Source organism: Thermococcus sp. (genome assembly GCF_026991495.1).
Classification (GTDB): domain Archaea; phylum Methanobacteriota_B; class Thermococci; order Thermococcales; family Thermococcaceae; genus Thermococcus.
The window spans coordinates 1-14,604 of sequence record NZ_JALXBJ010000063.1; the positions used below are offsets into that span (position 1 = coordinate 1).

Sequence of the window (14,604 nt, forward strand, 5' to 3'; positions counted from 1 at the left end):
CCTTCGATAATGGGGGAGCTGGTTGATTACTCGGACCGTCTCATACTCCCGGGCTTCGTAGACACGCACGTTCACCTGCCCCAGTTCTACAGCAGGGGCATGATCAGCACTTCCCTCCTCGATTGGCTTGAGAAGTTTATATTCCCAGCGGAGATGAAGTTCTCCGATCCCGGGTTCGCCCGAAAGGCCTCCAGGGAATTCTTCTCCACCCTCATAAGAAACGGAACGACGACGGCCATGGTCTACTCCTCATCCCACAGGGAGGCCACTGAGATAGCCTTCGAGGAGGCAATGAGGAGCGGCATGAGGGCCGTGATAGGTCAGGTTCTCATGGACAGAAACGGGCCGGAGGAGCTCTTGACCACCCCAAAGAGGGCCAAAGAGGAAATAGCTGCCGTCGCCTCAAGATGGCACGGCTTCGACGGCAGGCTTTTCTACGCGGTAACGCCCCGCTTTGCCGTCTCCTGCAGCATGCCCCTGATGAAAACCGCCGCCAGGGTAGCGGAGGAGATGGGCCTCTACGTCCAGACCCACCTGTCGGAGCAGGCCGAGGAGATAAAGGAGGTTCTCAGGCTGTTCCCAGGGGTGAGTTCGTACACCGAGGTCTACCTGAAGGCAGGTCTTCTCGGCCGGAAAACTGTTGTCGCCCACGCCATCCACCTGTCCGATACCGAGAGGAGGATTTTAGCGGAAACCGGTACGAAGGTTGCCCACTGCCCGTCCTCAAACTTCTTCCTCCACAGCGGCACAATGAGCCTCCCCTCCCATGAGAGGTTCGGGATTGTGGTGGGTCTCGGCTCCGATGTGGCGGCAGGGCCCTTCGTTTCAATGCTTGAGGTCATGAGGGACGCATACTACGCCAATCCGATGGATCCCTTCAAGGCCTTTCACCTGCTGACCATGGGCGGGGCAAGGGTTCTCGGCCTCGATGGCAGGATAGGGAGCCTCGAAGCGGGTAAGGAAGCCGACTTCGTGGTGGTGAACCCCGAGCCCCTCGCCTCCCCAGACGATGACCTGTGGATAATCCTCTCCAAGCTCATGATCTTGGGGGACGAGAGAAACGTAACCGCCACATACGTGAGGGGCAAACGGCTCTGGCCCGCTGAAGCCGGGGGATAATGGCCTTTCACTTCTTGGGGACATAAACCTGGAAGTAGGTGTGCTCCCCCATTTTTTCACTGTGGATCATCTTGAAGTAGAGCTTTGCGAGCAGCTCCACCGCGACTCTGCCCCATATGTTGAAGCGCACTTTAAAGCTGTCCTTCTCGCTCTGGAACTCGATTACCACTGTCTTCTCCTCGCTGTCCGGCATCACCCGGCTCACCCAGTACTCGGGCCCCACAACCTGACCTCCCATGAGAAGAGGAAGGAGCTCCCTCAGATCTGTGAACTGGATTATGAACCTTCCCCCCGGCTTCAGAACCCTCGCGGCTTCCCTGAAGACGGAGTTGAGACCAGAAGGCTCGAAGTGCACGAGGCTGTCAATGAAGAGGACGTAGTCAAAGCTGTCGTCCTCGAAGGGCAGTTCCCTCGCATCCCCCTTAACGAACTCGACCTTTGAGCGCTTCTCCTCGGCGAACTTTCTGGCCCTCCTCAGCATTGTCTCGCTTGAGTCCAGGCCGATCACCTGAAAGCCCATCTCATCAAGGAGAAAGGAGAAGCCGCCGGCACCGCAGGCGAGGTCGAGTACCCTCCCTCTCCCGGCCATGAACTTGAGGAGCAGGGGCTCTAAATCCTCCACCCTCCTCCTGTATTCCTCAGAGTAAACGTCGCTGTAGGCCTTGAAAACCTCGTAGTACTTTTCGAAGGTCATGTTCCCAGTTACTCCGCATTCCTTAAATATTTGTCCCGGCCTCTACCCTTGGGGGTGGAGTGATGATAATACGCGCACCTGCCCACCTGCACACCGGAAACCCGGACCTGAGCGGAGACATGGGGAGGCTCTACGGGACGGTCGGCTTCGCCATCGAGAGGCCCTCCCTTGAAATCGAGGTTAAGCCCGCGGGGAAAGACGCCGCCAGCGATGAAGACGCGATGAAGTTCATACGGCGCTTCAGGGAAAGCCACGACTTCCCTCCCGTGAGCGTTGAGGTCAAAAGCCACATCCCGAAGTGGGTCGGCCTGGGCTTTCACACGACTTTGGCTTTGAGCATAGGAGAGGGTATAAACAGACTCTTTAACCTCGGGCTCTCCTTCGAGGAGGTTGCCCTCTCGATGAGACGCGGCCTGATAACGGCCCTCGGCTTTTATTCTCTAAAAATCGGCGGCTTCATCTACGAGGGCGGCTTTCCTGTGGAGAAGCGCGAAAAGGTCGTTCCCCCACTAATATTTAGGGGGGAAATGCCCGGGGACTGGCTCTTCGTTGTAGCGGTTCCCGAAACGCCGAGGAAGGCCATTGAGGAGGTTAGAAGGAGGGAGGACGAGATACTCTGGAACCTAAAGAGAATGCCCCCTGAATTAGCGGACAGACTTTCAAGGATAGTGCTAATGAAGATCCTCCCGGCTTTCGTCGAAAAGGACATCAAGGCCTTTGGCGAAGGACTGTACCAGTTCAACCACCTTCTGGGCGGATTCTGGAGTGACTACCAGGGCAACGTTTACTGCTGCGACATCGTTAACGAGGGCATAAAGTTGATGCTCGACAAGGCTTACTGCGCCTGCCAGACGAGCTGGGGACCGACCTTCTACGGGCTGGTAAAAGGCGAAAAAAGAGCAGAGGAGGTCAAATCTGCCATCGAGTCTTTCCTCCGCGATAACGGCGACGGCGGGGAGGTTTTTATAACGAGAGCGGACAACCGCGGGATGGTGGTGTTCGATGGTTAAGGCTGTGGGTATAGACTCTGGAACCAAGAGCATGGATTTATTTGGCTTCGACGACGAGACAGATGAGGTGATAGCCGACGTCTCGGTTGACAGGAACCGCATCACCGAGAACCCGGCGGTAATCCTTGAGCTCCTGAGGGAGATCCAGGGGAAGCATGGAAAGATCGACGCCATAGTCGGCCCCTGCGGCTACGGGATACCTCTAAAGCCCGCCAAGGAGGCCACCGATGAGGAGATAGCCCTCGCCACCTTCATAACCGAGGCCGACGTGAGGAGGAGGCTGAAGATAGTCGGTTTAAGGGAGCTGATGCTCCTGATGAGGGAAGCCAAAGACCTGAACGTCTACTTCACCCCCGGTGTTGTACACCTCCCAACTGTCCCGGAGTGGAGGAAGGCCAACAGGATAGACCTCGGGACAGCAGATAAGGTCTTCACCGCTGCCTTGGCCATGGTCAGAGAATCCGAAAAAAAGGGAATTCCCTACTCCCAGACAAACCTCATAGCGGTCGAGGTCGGCTTCGCCTACACCTCCGCGATGGCGGTTAAGAACGGCCAGATCGTTGACGCGATGGCGGGGACAGCCGGCTTCCCCGGCTACCTCGGCATGGGCTTCATGGACTCCGAGTTAGCCTACGCCTTAGCCAACGCTCTGGACGACTTCGGAAAGCTCCTCCTCTTCCAGGGCGGCGCCTCTTACATAGCCGGCGTAGATCCCATCTCAGTTTCACCGGAGGAGTTCGTGAAGCTTGCAAGGGAAGACGAGAACGTCAGGAAGGGCTACAACGCGATGATTGAAGCCATTGTGAAGGACGTCTTTGCCCTGCTGCCCTCCGCAAAGCCCGAATCCATCTACATCAGCGGACGCTTTTCAAGGATCCCGGAGTTCTTCAGGGATGTGAAGGGGGCGCTCGAAGGGGCCTTCAAAGACTACGGCTTCTCAATTAAAGTTCTCAAGCTCGAGAGCAGGGCGAGGGCTAAGGAAGCGGCGGAGGGGAGCGCCGTAATAGCGAACGGCATCGCGGGCGGGAAGTACAGAGGGCTCGTCGAGAGCTTAAAGCTGAGGGAGAGCTCCGGTTCGATCTTTGACTGGGTAAAGCTGAAGGAGCGCGAGAACCTCAGGATTTTCGAGGAGCTTATCATTTAGCCGAATTTTTTTGAGCTTAGCTTTTTATCCCCCCTTTCCAACTCCCCTCCGGTGGTTAAGGTGGAGTTCAACCTCATAATAACCGGCGTCGGCGGTCAGGGCGGTCTGACCCTTTCGAGGATAGTGGGCAACGCGGCGATGGCCGAGGGCTACAGGGTCAGGATCGGCGAAACCCTCGGGATGAGCCAGCGCTACGGCAGCGTTCTGAGCTACCTCCGCTTCGGAGAGGAGGTCTATTCACCCCTCATCGAGGAGGGAGAGGCGAACCTAATGATCGCCCTTGAGCCGGCCGAGGCCCTGAGGAACGCGCGCTTTTTGAGCAAGAAGAGCACCGCGATAATCAACGCCTACCCTATTCACACCGCGACAACCCTCGTGGGGAAGGAGCGCTACCCTGAACTTGAGGAGATAATGGAAGCTATAGGGCGGATCTGCCCCGTCCACATGAGGAACTTCCAGGAGGAAGCGGACAGGATAAACCCGAGGACTCTGGGCGTCCTGATGCTGGGCTACGCCTTCGGAAAGGGCCTCGTTCCCCTCAGGCGGGAGAGTCTGATGGATGGGATAAGGCTCACCCTCCGCGAGAATCTGTGGGGGGCGAACTTCAGGGCCTTCGAGAGGGGCGAGGAGCTGGCGCGCGGGTGATGGCATTAGCACCTCTTCAGTAGTGGGATCAAAGCTATCCCAAGCGACAGCGCGGGCCCGCAGGTTTTCCCTCCCCTTGTTTTGAAGTGGTCTTTGAACTTAGTGTTGTGGTGGTCGGGGATGTACTCGAACTCGTTGTTTTAGTCTCCATGGGGGAGCTCTCACCTTAAAAACCGGCTTCCCTCACTGGCAGGTTACATTGTCTCCCTCTCTCCAGCATTCAGTGATCCCTGGAACGGAGCCTCAAGGCCCTTTTGATAGCCTCCACCTCTTCACCGCTCAGCCTGTTCTCGACCCAGCGCCCTCTCATGCTCAGGTTCTCATCTTCCAGATCCAGAACGGCCTTCCTTATCCCTCCCCTGGGCTTTCTGCAGTCTCCCCTCCACCGCGGGATGACGTGAACGTGCAGGTGGGGGACAGTTTGCCCGGCGGCCTCCCCGAGGTTCATGCCCACGTTGAAGCCGTCCGGTTTGAGAGCTTCTTTGAGGGCCTTCATTGCCATCTCCACTCCCCTGATCAGGGCCGCCTTCTCCTCCCAGGTGAGCTCATCCCAGCGCTCCACGTGCCTTTTCGGGACAACGAGGAGGTGGCCCCTGCCCGCGGGGTAGCTGTCAAGGACTATCCTTATGAGGCCGTCCTCGTGCACAACGTCCTCCCTTCTCGGGTTGCAGAAAGGGCACTTCATTTTCATCACCCTGGATTTGAAGAAAATCCTTAAAACCTATTTCCCCAGTCTTTTGGGGGAAGAAATGGAAGTGGGGCCACTTGAGAAAACCTACAGGAAGCTGATAATGTCGGGCCTTCTGCTCCTCCTAACGGCCTTTGCCCTCCTAATATTCAAGCCCACTGGGACATCTTCCGTTGCGTTAGGGGCGGTTCTCTTTGCAGTCTCTTTCCTACCCCTGGAGCTCGCGAGGAGGGTCGCGGCCAAGATAGCCGTTGAGATAAGGGAAGAGGGAAAAGCTTAATTATTGGGCCGGGGTATTGGTTCTGGACAGAACAGGGGTGATGGACAGATGGCATTCGTACCACCGCAGGCCGGTTACGACAGGGCGATAACTGTGTTCAGCCCTGATGGGAGGCTGTTCCAGGTTAACTACGCAAGGGAGGCAGTTAAAAGAGGGGCAACGGCAGTCGGCGTTAAGTGGAAGGACGGTGTCGTTCTCGCCGTTGAGAAGAGGATAACGAGCAGGCTTATAGAGCCGAGCAGCTATGAGAAGATCTTCCAGATCGACGACCACATAGCCGCGGCTCCGAGCGGCATAATAGCGGACGCGAGGGTTCTCGTTGATAGGGCCAGGCTGGAGGCTCAAATCTACCGCCTCACCTACGGCGAGCCGGTTCCCCTCACCGTTCTTGTGAAGAAGATCTGTGACCTCAAGCAGGCCCACACCCAGTACGGTGGTGTGAGGCCTTTCGGCGCGGCCCTCCTCCTCGCCGGGGTGAACGAGAAGCCGGAGCTCTACGAGACAGACCCGAGCGGCGCCTACTTCGAGTGGAAGGCCGTCGCGATAGGTAGCGGAAGGAACGTCGCGATGGCCATCTTTGAGGAGCACTACAAGGACGACATAGACATGGAGGGAGCGATAAAGCTCGCCATCTTAGCCCTCGCGAAGACCCTCGAGGAGCCCAGCGCGGAGGCGATAGAGGTAGCATACATAACCACCGAGGACAGGCACTGGAAGAAGCTATCCAAGGAGAAGCTCAAGGGATACCTCGAGGAGATGGCAAAGGAAGCCAAAGAGGAGCAGGTCGAGGAGAGGGAGGAGGACTACTCCGAACTCGACCAGAACTACTGAGGTGACGGGCGGTGCCGATTAGCGTTGACAAGGCCGTCATCGCCCGTCTCAGGACGCACGGTGAGACCTTTGAAATACTCGTCGATCCGTACCTTGCGAGGGACTTCAAGGAGGGCAGGGACGTTCCGGTGGAGGAGATCCTCGCGACTCCATACGTCTTCAAAGACGCCCATAAGGGCGACAAAGCGAGCGAGCACGAGATGGAGAAGATCTTCGGAACGAGCGATCCCTATGAAGTCGCCAAGATAATTCTCCGAAAGGGCGAGGTTCAGCTTACGGCGGAGCAGAGGAGGCAGATGATCGAGGAGAAGAGGCGCTACATAGCCACGATAATCCACAGACACGCCGTTGACCCGAGAACCGGCTACCCGCATCCAGTGGACAGGATCCTCAGGGCTATGGATGAAGCTGGGGTGCACGTGGATCTCTTCAAGGACGCCGAGGCCCAGGTTCCCGGCGTGATCAAGGCAATCCGCCCCCTCCTGCCGATAAAACTTGAGATGAAGGTCATAGCCGTTAAGATACCGGGCGACTACGTTGGAAAGGCCTACGGCGAGGTCAGGAAGTTCGGGAACATAAAGCGGGAGGAGTGGGGCAGCGACGGTTCGTGGATGTTCCTCATCGAGATCCCCGGTGGAGTCGAGGAGGAGTTTTATGAAAAGCTCAACGCCCTTACAAAGGGCACCGTCGTAACCAAACTGTTAGAGAGGAAGGGACTATGAAGAAGGGGAGTATTTTTGTAAAACCAAGGGAGCTCGTGGTTCCTGGGACGCTGCTCGTCCAGGGGCCTTTTAAAAATGGTAGAGGGACCTTCAGGGAAGGGAACAGGATATACTCCACGGTCGTGGGGCTGGTTGAGATCAGGGGGGATCTCGTAAGGGTGATCCCACTCGAAGGACCCTACATGCCGGAGGTTGGCGACAACGTCCTCGGCAAGATCGTGGACGTCAGGTTCTCCAACTGGGTGGTTGACATAGGGGCGCCCTACGAGGCCAGTCTCAGGGTTCAGGACGCGACGGAGGAGCGCATCGACATAATGAAGACAGACCTGAGGAGGATTTTTGACATCGGGGACGTGATCTACGCCAAGATAAAGGCCTACAACGAGGTGAACCAGATAGATCTAACGACGAGGGGCATGCCCTTTAAAGGGGGACCCCTCAGGGGCGGTCAGCTGGTCACCATAACCCCGTCCAAGGTGCCGAGGGTGATAGGCAAGGGCGGCTCCATGATAAACATGATAAAGAAGCTGACCAACACGAGGATAATAGTCGGCCAGAACGGATGGGTATGGGTCAGCGGAAGGAACGGCGAGCTTGAGAGGCTGGCCATTGAAGCCATACTCAAGGTCGACCGCGAGAGCCACACCCAGGGCCTGACTGACAGGGTTAAGGAGTTCCTCCTTGAGAAGCTGAGGGAGCTAAAAGAGCGCGGTGTCATAACCGAGCTTCCTAAGATTGATGAAGGTAAAGAGGGTGGAGGCAATGATGGGAAGACCTGAAGGGTTAAAGCTCATCGATGAGAACGGGAAGAGGGTGGACGGCAGGAAGAAGTACGAGCTCAGGAAGATAGACATGGAGGTAGGCATCCTGAAGAACGCCGACGGCTCGGCTTACGTCGAATGGGGCAAGAACAAGATACTCGCCGCGGTCTACGGCCCCAGGGAGATCCACCCCAAGCACCTCCAGCGGCCGGACATGGCGGTTCTCCGGGTGCGGTACAACATGGCCCCCTTCAGCGTTGAGGAGAGGAAGAAACCCGGTCCCGACAGGAGGAGCGTCGAGATAAGCAAGGTCATAAGGGGGGCCCTTGAGCCAGCGCTGCTCTTAGAGATGTTCCCGAGGACGGTAATAGACGTGTTCATAGAGGTTCTCCAAGCGGACGCGGGGACGAGGGTCGCCGGCATAACCGCGGCCTCTTTAGCCCTTGCAGACGCCGGCATACCTATGAGGGATCTCGTCGCGGCGTGTGCCGCAGGTAAGATAGACGGCGAGATAGTACTCGACCTGAACAAGGACGAGGACAACTACGGCGAAGCGGACGTTCCAGTCGCCATAATGCCGCTCAAGAACGACATAACCCTCCTTCAAATGGACGGCTACCTTACGAGGGACGAACTCCTCGAGGCGGTCAAACTCGCCATAAAAGGCGCGAAGGCAGTCTACCAGAAGCAGCGCGAGGCCCTGAAGGAGAAGTACCTGCAGATAGCCCAGGAGGTGGCGGGAAATGAGTGACGCACCTGTCATGGCTGGGATAATGCGCGACAGGATACTCAACCTCCTGAAGAAGGGCAAGAGGATAGACGGAAGGGGCTTCGAGGATTACAGGGACGTTGAGATAAAGACTAACGTCATAGAGAAGGCGGAGGGCTCAGCGTGGGTGAGACTGGGCGAGACCCGCGTCTTGGTGGGAATAAAAGTCGACGTCGGGGAGCCGTTTCCCGACCTTCCCGACAGGGGCGTCATGACGACCAACGTCGAGCTCGTTCCCCTCGCGTCCCCCACCTTCGAGCCAGGCCCGCCCGATGAGAACGCAATCGAACTCGCCCGCATTGTTGACAGAGGCATTAGGGAGAGCCAGGCCGTCGAGCTTGAGAAGCTCGTCATAGTCCCGGGCAAGCTCGTAAGGGTCATCTTCATAGACGTCCACGTTCTCGACCACGACGGGAACCTCATAGACGCGACCGGGCTCGGGGCGATGGCCGCCCTGCTGACGGCCCGGATTCCGAAACTCGAATACAACGGGGAAACAGGCGAGCTCGTCAGGCTCGACGAGTACGAACCCCTCCCCGTGAGGCACGTACCCCTCCCAGTGACCTTCGCCAAGATCGGGGGCAACATGGTGGTAGACCCGAGCCTCGACGAGGAGCGGGTAATGGAGAGCAGGATAACGGTGACCTTTGACGAGACCGGCCACGTCTCCGCGGTGCAGAAGGGAGAGGGCGGCAGTTTCAAACTCGAGGAGGTCATGTACGCCGTGGACACAGCCATGAGGAAGTCCAGCGAACTCAGGGAGATGCTCCTCTCCAGCGTTGACAGGGGGCTCCCCTGATGCTTTCTTTTTCATGGGAAAGAGATATAAACATTGGCAATCAAATTAGCCCAGTCTCTTACCGTCTGTCAGGGGTGAAGGATGATGGGACTCTTTGATGGTATCATCAAGAAAAAACCCGAGGGTGCCAAGGCCAAGAGGACGGTTCCCGTTAAGGAAGTTGTGGAAAAGCCCGAGAAAAAGCAGGTCCAGCCGAAGGAAGTTGAGGTTATCCCCCTGGAGGAGGACGAGCTCGCGGCCGAGATCGTCAAGCCCCAGATAAGGCTCATAAAGAAGGTGGTCGTTACGAGCTACTCCGACCTCGAACGCATCTCGGAGGAGCTCCAAAACGGCAACCTCGTCATAGTTGACCTGAGCCCCCTTGAGGTCAAGCCGGACATCCTTGAGAAGGTCGCGGAGCAGATAAAAGGAATGACGAGCGCCCTGGGCGGTCAGGTAGCGAAGATATGCAAGACGGAGATAAAACTACTCATAACCCCCGAGGACATAAAGTTCGCGAAGTAATCTAATTTTTGAGGTATCTGCCGATTCCCGGTGGATTTTCCTTATTAGCATGGATTTTATAAACGCCTCCGGGTCTTTTTTGGTGGTCGAAGATGGGAGAGAAGGAGAAAGTCAAGGTCAAACCGGAGCTCGGCGAGGTCCAGGTCATAAGCCTTGGGGACTGCCCCATATGCGGGGGGAAGGGAACGCTCAAAGCCATACAGCACATCCACGAGATACCCTACTTCGGCAAGGTCATGGAGAGCACGATATACTGCGAGAGGTGTGGCTACAGAAACGCCGACGTTATGATACTCGAAGACAGACCGCCGAAGCTCTACACGGTGAGGGTTGAGAATGAAAAAGACCTCTTCACGAGGGTCGTGAGGAGCAAGAGCGGGACGATAGAGCTTGAGGAGATAGGGGTGAAGATAGAGCCGGGGCCGGCAGCGGAAGGCTTCATAACCAACATCGAGGGCGTCCTTGAGAGGGTTCGCGAGACCCTCCTGATGGCGAGGGAGTTCAGGAAGCAGGAGGGGGACGAAGATGCTGTAAAGAAGGCCGACGAGATACTGGAGTACATCGAGGAGGTCAAGGAGGGCAAAAAGCCCCTAACTGTCAGAATAGCCGACCCCCTCGGAAACAGCGCTCTGATAGGCGAGAAGGTTAAGAGCAGACTTCTTACCGAGGAGGAAATTAAGAAGCTGAGCCTCGGGCCGTATAAGCTCGTTCCGGCCGAGGAGCCTGAGGAGGGCTAAAGGTAGAGAACGTCCCTTGAGAGAAGGTCTTCTATGAGGGTCCTGACCCAGGGCTTTCTGGTTTTTCTCGACAGGTGGACTATCCCCTCGACGTGGACGCCGTACCTTTCCTTCATCTCCTCCCTGCTCAGCGGTTCCTTGAAGAGGAAGGGCTTCTCAATCGTGAACGCGTAGCCGTAGTCTTTGATGTAACTCTCAAGCCACCTCCTGCCGTTCTCGCCGTGGACGAGGCTTAAACCGCTCGTTTCTTTGGTCATCTCCCAGAGCGTCTCGGGGTCGGCCTTTATCACCTCGCCAACCTCGAAACCACCTGCAATTGTCCCCCTCTTCGTCAGCGTCTGCTCCTCGTGGAGGCCGAGCCTCCTGAGCGTATCGCGAAGCTCGTAGGGGTTGCCCCTCGCCACGTAGAGGAACACCACGTCCCCCTCGTTGAAGGCCCTCGACTTCCTCAGCTCCACCGTTTTCAGCCCTCGGAAGAGCAGTTCGGCGTAAACCTGATGGAGTGCTATGACGTGCTCCATGCTTTCACCGCCCGAGAGGTCGGGAAACCGTTTAAAAAGGATTTGGGTCGTTAAACGGGCCTTAAGCCTGCCTTAACGATATCGCTCACGACTCCGCTTGCCGTCTCTTTGGGCCCTGCTCCCGCTCCCTTAACGAGTAGCTCCCCGAGGAGGTCTGTCCTTATCAGGGCGACGTTCTCGTTGCTCGAAACGGCCAGCGGACTTTCGAGGGGTATCTCCCTGGGCTCGACCTTTACCTTCCCCCTCTCAACGGTCGCGACGAGCCTTATCGTCTTCCCGTGGGAGGTTGCCTCCCTCACAAGCTCGGGCGTTATGCCCTCTATTCCCTTCACCTCGGCCTCCTCGAACGTCATCGGGTGGAAGGCGACGCAGTGCAGGATCGTTGCCTTGTAACCCGCATCTATCCCGAGCACGTCCCCTCTCGGGTCCCTCTCAGCCATACCGAGGGACTGGGCTTCCCTCAGCGCCTCCTCGAAGGTCTTTCCCTCCTCCATTTTAGACAGTATAAAAGTTGTCGTCGCGTTTAGAACTGCCTCGATTCTCTCCACACTGTCCCCCAGCAGGTTCTCCCGCAGGAGAGCTATCACCGGCGTCCCCGCCATGGCCGTTGCCTCGAAGAGGTAAGGAATTCCCCTCCTCCCTGCCTCGCCAACGAGCTCGGAGTAGTGGAACGCCAAGGGTGGCTTGTTGCTCGTAACGAGAGCGCTCCCGTTCCTTATCGCCCTGAGGTGCCAGGGAAAGGCGTTGGCATCGTTGGTGACGTCAACGACGATGTCCGGGTTTACCTCCTCGATTGCCTCTCCGGGCCTCATGTCGTAGACCTCGTAGTCGTTCGTCCAGGCCGAGAGCCTCCCGAAGTTCTCCTTCACGAGGAGCGCCTCCCCGAGGTCGAGGCCCTCGGGCAGCCACACGAGACCGCTCGTATCGGCCACGCTGAGAACCTTAAAGCTCAGTCCATACCTCTCCCTGAAGAACCCAGCCTTTTCGAGGAGAGTCCTTGCCACAGCTCTTCCCACGTTCCCAAAGCCGAAGATGGAGAGGGTTATCTCCTTCACGGAACCACCGCAGAAAAGTTGGGGGAGGGCTTAAAGGCCTTACCTCCCGAGGATGACCTTTATGATGTTCATGTCCCTGACTATGCCGACGAGGTCGTCGTCCCCCTTTATCACGGGCAGTTGCTCGATCCTGTACTTGACCATCTTCCTTGCCACATCGTAGACGCTCATGTGCGGCGTTGCGACGACAACATGGGGGTTCATGATCTCCCCCACGGGCTTCTTTGGCAGCTGAAGCTCCGTCTTCTCGAAGATGAGCGTCGGGTTGGCCTCTATTATCCAGTCCTCCTCGCTCGAAGCGGAGAGGGCGGTCTGTTTTATTATCCTGACGACTTCCCCGTCCCTGAGCAGATCCGTCTCGTCCACCATGCCAACGAGCTTTCCGTCGTCGTCTATCACAGGTATCGCCATTGCGTTGCAGAGCAGGAGGGCTTTGAGGGCCGCTTTGAGGGGTGTCCCCTGCCATACGACGCTGACGTTCTTCTGGTAGTAGGGCTCGATGCTCACCTCCTTGAGCCTCTCGTTCTTTGAGAGGTACCTCCTGATTATGTCCCCAACTGTGAGTATGCCCACAACGCTCCCATCATCGTCCACCACGATTACCCTTCTGTAGTCCATCTCCAGCATCCTTCTGACGGCTTTCTTGAGGTCGTCGTTCGGTCTGACCACAGGGACTTCACGCCGGATGAGCATCGCCAGTTGATCCTCGTCGGGGTGCAGGAGAACCCTCTTTATGCTTATGATACCCGCGAGCTGACCCGTCTTTTTGTTAACGACCGGGAATGACCGTACTTTGTGCCTCTTGAAAAGCTCAAGAGCATATCCCCTCGTGGCGGGCAACTCAATCACAACAGGTTCCTTCGTCATGATGGTCTTTACCCTCATCCCTATCACCGCTTTAGGGTAAGAATCCCCACATCTATTTTAAGTTTTCCATTGGACCGGCCGATGAGCTGAGGGAATGCTCTCGGAAGAAAAAGGGAAGACGGTCAGCCAAGCAGGGCCAGGAAAACGCCTGCCACGACGGCCGTCCCTATAACCCCGGCGACGTTCGGGCCCATCGCGTGCATCAGGATGAAGTTGCCCGGATCCTCCTCGCTGGCCATCCTCTGGACGACCCTAGCGGACATCGGAACCGCCGAAACCCCCGCTGCGCCGATCATGGGGTTTATCTCCCCTCCCGAGACCTTCATCATGAGCTTTCCGAAGAGAACCCCACCCGCGGTGGCGCTGGCGAAGGCGACAACGCCAAGCCCGAGTATCTCAAGGGTCTGCGCCGTGAGGAAGCTCTCCGCCCTCATGGTCGACCCAACACCGAGGCCGAGGAAGATGGTAACTATGTTCATGAGCTCCTCCTGGGCCGCCTTGCTGAGCCTCTCGACGACCCCGCTCTCGCGGAAGAGGTTGCCTATCATTAGCATGCCTATTAGTGGTGCCGCGCTCGGAACGAGGAGGCCGATGACTATCATGGTGATTATCGGGAAGAGCATCTTCTCCCTCTTGGAGACCGGTCTGAGCTGCTTCATCCTTATCTTTCTTTCTTCCGGACTGGTGAGGGCCTTGATTATCGGTGGCTGGATTATCGGGACGAGACTCATGTAGCTGTAGGCTGCGACCGCCGTTGCCGCCAAGATCTCAGGCGCGAGCTTCGTCGTCAGGTAAATCGTCGTAGGGCCGTCCGCACCCCCTATGATGCCTATGGAGGCTGACTGATGGAGGTTGAAGCCCAGAGCCAAAGCCGTCAGCATTGCCACGAAGACGCCTATCTGGGCTGCAGCACCGAGGAGGGCCGTCTTCGGATCTGCTATCATCGGCCCGAAGTCAGTCATCGCACCAAGGCCGAAGAAGATGAGTAGCGGCACTATCTCGGTCTTCACGAGGAGGTAGTAGATGATGTCCAGCAGACCGGGCGGGCCGTAGTTCTGGTTCATGTAGGAAACGAGCTTGAATATGTTGTCCCCAATGTTTGCCGGCGGGTTTATCGCCACAGGCCAGTTGGCTATGTTGTTGAGGGGGAGGTTGACAAGGACTGCCGTGATGCCTATGGGCAAGAGGAGCAGGGGCTCCATCTCGTACCTTATGGCGAGGTAGACCAGGGTGAGGCCCACGGCTATCATTATCAGATTGCCGACGCTGAGCTGGAGGAAGCCGAGGGTGCTGAGGAAGTCTATGAAGCTCGTCATGGCCATCACCCGATTTCTATTAGTGGGTCGCCGGTGTTCACGGTGTCGCCTTCCTTAACGTGGATTTTCTTCACAACACCATCCCTCGGCGAGGGTATCTCATTCTCCATCTTCATGGCCTCTAAAACGAGCAGTCCCTGGC

At 57.2% G+C, this 14,604-nt stretch carries 20 protein-coding genes; 12 read left to right on the top strand and 8 right to left on the bottom strand.

What is annotated here, in order from left to right; translation table 11 throughout:
- Nucleotides 1-1,119 (top strand): guanine deaminase (guaD, locus tag MVB78_RS07770; RefSeq protein ID WP_297490028.1); only part of this gene is annotated, 1,119 nt, incomplete at its 5' end.
- Nucleotides 1,120-1,126: 7 nt separating this feature from the next.
- On the opposite strand, the gene MVB78_RS07775 is transcribed toward guaD, so the two are convergent.
- A complete protein-coding gene (locus MVB78_RS07775) occupies nucleotides 1,127-1,813 on the bottom strand; it encodes a class I SAM-dependent methyltransferase (RefSeq protein ID WP_297490030.1) in 687 nt (228 codons plus the stop codon).
- 62 nt (nucleotides 1,814-1,875) lie between these two features.
- Here MVB78_RS07775 and MVB78_RS07780 point away from each other — a divergent pair, with 62 nt between their 5' ends.
- The 3 genes from MVB78_RS07780 to MVB78_RS07790 are packed head-to-tail and all read left to right on the top strand — an operon-like array spanning nucleotide 1,876 to nucleotide 4,612.
- On the top strand, nucleotides 1,876-2,823 hold the full coding sequence (locus tag MVB78_RS07780) for a beta-ribofuranosylaminobenzene 5'-phosphate synthase family protein (protein WP_297490032.1): 948 nt from the start codon (nucleotides 1,876-1,878) through the stop codon (nucleotides 2,821-2,823).
- Nucleotides 2,816-3,967 (top strand): DUF1464 family protein, encoded by a 1,152-nt coding sequence (locus MVB78_RS07785; protein WP_297490034.1) that lies wholly within the window; start codon nucleotides 2,816-2,818, stop codon nucleotides 3,965-3,967. The genes MVB78_RS07780 and MVB78_RS07785 overlap by 8 nt, the downstream gene beginning before the upstream one ends.
- A gap of 60 nt (nucleotides 3,968-4,027) precedes the next feature.
- Nucleotides 4,028-4,612, top strand: coding sequence for an indolepyruvate oxidoreductase subunit beta (locus MVB78_RS07790; RefSeq protein WP_297490055.1), 585 nt, complete (start codon nucleotides 4,028-4,030; stop codon nucleotides 4,610-4,612).
- A 5-nt stretch (nucleotides 4,613-4,617) separates the two neighbouring features.
- Here the strand turns inward: MVB78_RS07790 and MVB78_RS11340 are convergent, their stop codons facing one another.
- Nucleotides 4,618-4,734, bottom strand: a complete 117-nt coding sequence (locus MVB78_RS11340) for a CGP-CTERM sorting domain-containing protein (RefSeq protein ID WP_366940178.1) — start codon at nucleotides 4,732-4,734, stop codon at nucleotides 4,618-4,620.
- A gap of 98 nt (nucleotides 4,735-4,832) precedes the next feature.
- Complete coding sequence (locus tag MVB78_RS07795) at nucleotides 4,833-5,297, bottom strand: HIT family protein (RefSeq protein ID WP_297490057.1); 465 nt, start codon at nucleotides 5,295-5,297, stop codon at nucleotides 4,833-4,835.
- Nucleotides 5,298-5,361: 64 nt separating this feature from the next.
- Between MVB78_RS07795 and MVB78_RS07800 the strand changes: the two genes are divergently transcribed.
- From MVB78_RS07800 to MVB78_RS07835, 8 genes are all read left to right on the top strand, one after another.
- A complete protein-coding gene (locus MVB78_RS07800; RefSeq protein WP_297490035.1) occupies nucleotides 5,362-5,580 on the top strand; it encodes a hypothetical protein in 219 nt (72 codons plus the stop codon).
- Nucleotides 5,581-5,628: 48 nt separating this feature from the next.
- Nucleotides 5,629-6,411, top strand: a complete 783-nt coding sequence (psmA, locus tag MVB78_RS07805) for an archaeal proteasome endopeptidase complex subunit alpha (RefSeq protein ID WP_297490037.1) — start codon at nucleotides 5,629-5,631, stop codon at nucleotides 6,409-6,411.
- 11 nt (nucleotides 6,412-6,422) lie between these two features.
- Nucleotides 6,423-7,133: a ribosome assembly factor SBDS gene (locus tag MVB78_RS07810; protein ID WP_297490039.1), complete on the top strand. Its 711-nt coding sequence runs from the start codon at nucleotides 6,423-6,425 to the stop codon at nucleotides 7,131-7,133.
- Nucleotides 7,130-7,912 carry an exosome complex RNA-binding protein Rrp4 gene (gene rrp4, locus MVB78_RS07815; RefSeq protein WP_297490042.1) on the top strand — a complete coding sequence of 261 codons (783 nt, stop codon included), beginning with the start codon at nucleotides 7,130-7,132 and terminating at the stop codon, nucleotides 7,910-7,912. Before MVB78_RS07810 ends, rrp4 begins: the two co-directional genes overlap by 4 nt.
- Nucleotides 7,896-8,645 (top strand): exosome complex exonuclease Rrp41, encoded by a 750-nt coding sequence (gene rrp41 / locus MVB78_RS07820; protein WP_297490044.1) that lies wholly within the window; start codon nucleotides 7,896-7,898, stop codon nucleotides 8,643-8,645. The genes rrp4 and rrp41 overlap by 17 nt, the downstream gene beginning before the upstream one ends.
- Nucleotides 8,638-9,462 carry an exosome complex protein Rrp42 gene (gene rrp42 / locus MVB78_RS07825; RefSeq protein ID WP_297490046.1) on the top strand — a complete coding sequence of 275 codons (825 nt, stop codon included), beginning with the start codon at nucleotides 8,638-8,640 and terminating at the stop codon, nucleotides 9,460-9,462. The genes rrp41 and rrp42 overlap by 8 nt, the downstream gene beginning before the upstream one ends.
- An 84-nt stretch (nucleotides 9,463-9,546) precedes the next feature.
- On the top strand, nucleotides 9,547-9,966 hold the full coding sequence (locus tag MVB78_RS07830) for a cell division protein SepF (RefSeq protein ID WP_297490048.1): 420 nt from the start codon (nucleotides 9,547-9,549) through the stop codon (nucleotides 9,964-9,966).
- A gap of 92 nt (nucleotides 9,967-10,058) precedes the next feature.
- Entirely contained in the window at nucleotides 10,059-10,703 is a 645-nt protein-coding gene (locus tag MVB78_RS07835; RefSeq protein WP_297490050.1) for a ZPR1 zinc finger domain-containing protein, read from the top strand.
- On the opposite strand, the gene MVB78_RS07840 is transcribed toward MVB78_RS07835, so the two are convergent.
- The 5 genes from MVB78_RS07840 to MVB78_RS07860 all read right to left on the bottom strand — a co-directional run.
- Nucleotides 10,700-11,224 carry an ASCH domain-containing protein gene (locus tag MVB78_RS07840; RefSeq protein WP_297490052.1) on the bottom strand — a complete coding sequence of 175 codons (525 nt, stop codon included), beginning with the start codon at nucleotides 11,222-11,224 and terminating at the stop codon, nucleotides 10,700-10,702. The genes MVB78_RS07835 and MVB78_RS07840 overlap by 4 nt on opposite strands.
- A 50-nt stretch (nucleotides 11,225-11,274) precedes the next feature.
- Nucleotides 11,275-12,279, bottom strand: coding sequence for a homoserine dehydrogenase (locus MVB78_RS07845; protein ID WP_297490054.1), 1,005 nt, complete (start codon nucleotides 12,277-12,279; stop codon nucleotides 11,275-11,277).
- A 39-nt stretch (nucleotides 12,280-12,318) separates the two neighbouring features.
- Nucleotides 12,319-13,164, bottom strand: a complete 846-nt coding sequence (locus MVB78_RS07850; RefSeq protein ID WP_297490059.1) for a CBS domain-containing protein — start codon at nucleotides 13,162-13,164, stop codon at nucleotides 12,319-12,321.
- A gap of 104 nt (nucleotides 13,165-13,268) precedes the next feature.
- Nucleotides 13,269-14,462 carry a sodium ion-translocating decarboxylase subunit beta gene (locus MVB78_RS07855; RefSeq protein ID WP_297490061.1) on the bottom strand — a complete coding sequence of 398 codons (1,194 nt, stop codon included), beginning with the start codon at nucleotides 14,460-14,462 and terminating at the stop codon, nucleotides 13,269-13,271.
- Between the two features lie 5 nt (nucleotides 14,463-14,467).
- Nucleotides 14,468-14,604 (bottom strand): biotin/lipoyl-containing protein (locus MVB78_RS07860; protein ID WP_297490063.1); only part of this gene is annotated, 137 nt, incomplete at its 5' end.

What these genes read in the sequence shown, in the direction of transcription:
- rrp42 (WP_297490046.1), top strand. Translation starts at nt 8,638, where the DNA reads ATGAGTGACGCACCTGTCATGGCTGGGATAATGCGCGACAGGATACTC.
- MVB78_RS07850 (WP_297490059.1), bottom strand. Translation starts at nt 13,164, where the DNA reads ATGAGGGTAAAGACCATCATGACGAAGGAACCTGTTGTGATTGAGTTG.
- MVB78_RS07795 (WP_297490057.1), bottom strand. Translation starts at nt 5,297, where the DNA reads ATGAAGTGCCCTTTCTGCAACCCGAGAAGGGAGGACGTTGTGCACGAG.
- MVB78_RS07785 (WP_297490034.1), top strand. Translation starts at nt 2,816, where the DNA reads ATGGTTAAGGCTGTGGGTATAGACTCTGGAACCAAGAGCATGGATTTA.
- MVB78_RS07775 (WP_297490030.1), bottom strand. Translation starts at nt 1,813, where the DNA reads ATGACCTTCGAAAAGTACTACGAGGTTTTCAAGGCCTACAGCGACGTT.
- rrp4 (WP_297490042.1), top strand. Translation starts at nt 7,130, where the DNA reads ATGAAGAAGGGGAGTATTTTTGTAAAACCAAGGGAGCTCGTGGTTCCT.
- MVB78_RS07835 (WP_297490050.1), top strand. Translation starts at nt 10,059, where the DNA reads ATGGGAGAGAAGGAGAAAGTCAAGGTCAAACCGGAGCTCGGCGAGGTC.
- psmA (WP_297490037.1), top strand. Translation starts at nt 5,629, where the DNA reads ATGGCATTCGTACCACCGCAGGCCGGTTACGACAGGGCGATAACTGTG.
- MVB78_RS07800 (WP_297490035.1), top strand. Translation starts at nt 5,362, where the DNA reads ATGGAAGTGGGGCCACTTGAGAAAACCTACAGGAAGCTGATAATGTCG.
- MVB78_RS07830 (WP_297490048.1), top strand. Translation starts at nt 9,547, where the DNA reads ATGGGACTCTTTGATGGTATCATCAAGAAAAAACCCGAGGGTGCCAAG.
- MVB78_RS07840 (WP_297490052.1), bottom strand. Translation starts at nt 11,224, where the DNA reads ATGGAGCACGTCATAGCACTCCATCAGGTTTACGCCGAACTGCTCTTC.
- rrp41 (WP_297490044.1), top strand. Translation starts at nt 7,896, where the DNA reads ATGATGGGAAGACCTGAAGGGTTAAAGCTCATCGATGAGAACGGGAAG.
- MVB78_RS07855 (WP_297490061.1), bottom strand. Translation starts at nt 14,462, where the DNA reads ATGACGAGCTTCATAGACTTCCTCAGCACCCTCGGCTTCCTCCAGCTC.
- MVB78_RS07780 (WP_297490032.1), top strand. Translation starts at nt 1,876, where the DNA reads ATGATAATACGCGCACCTGCCCACCTGCACACCGGAAACCCGGACCTG.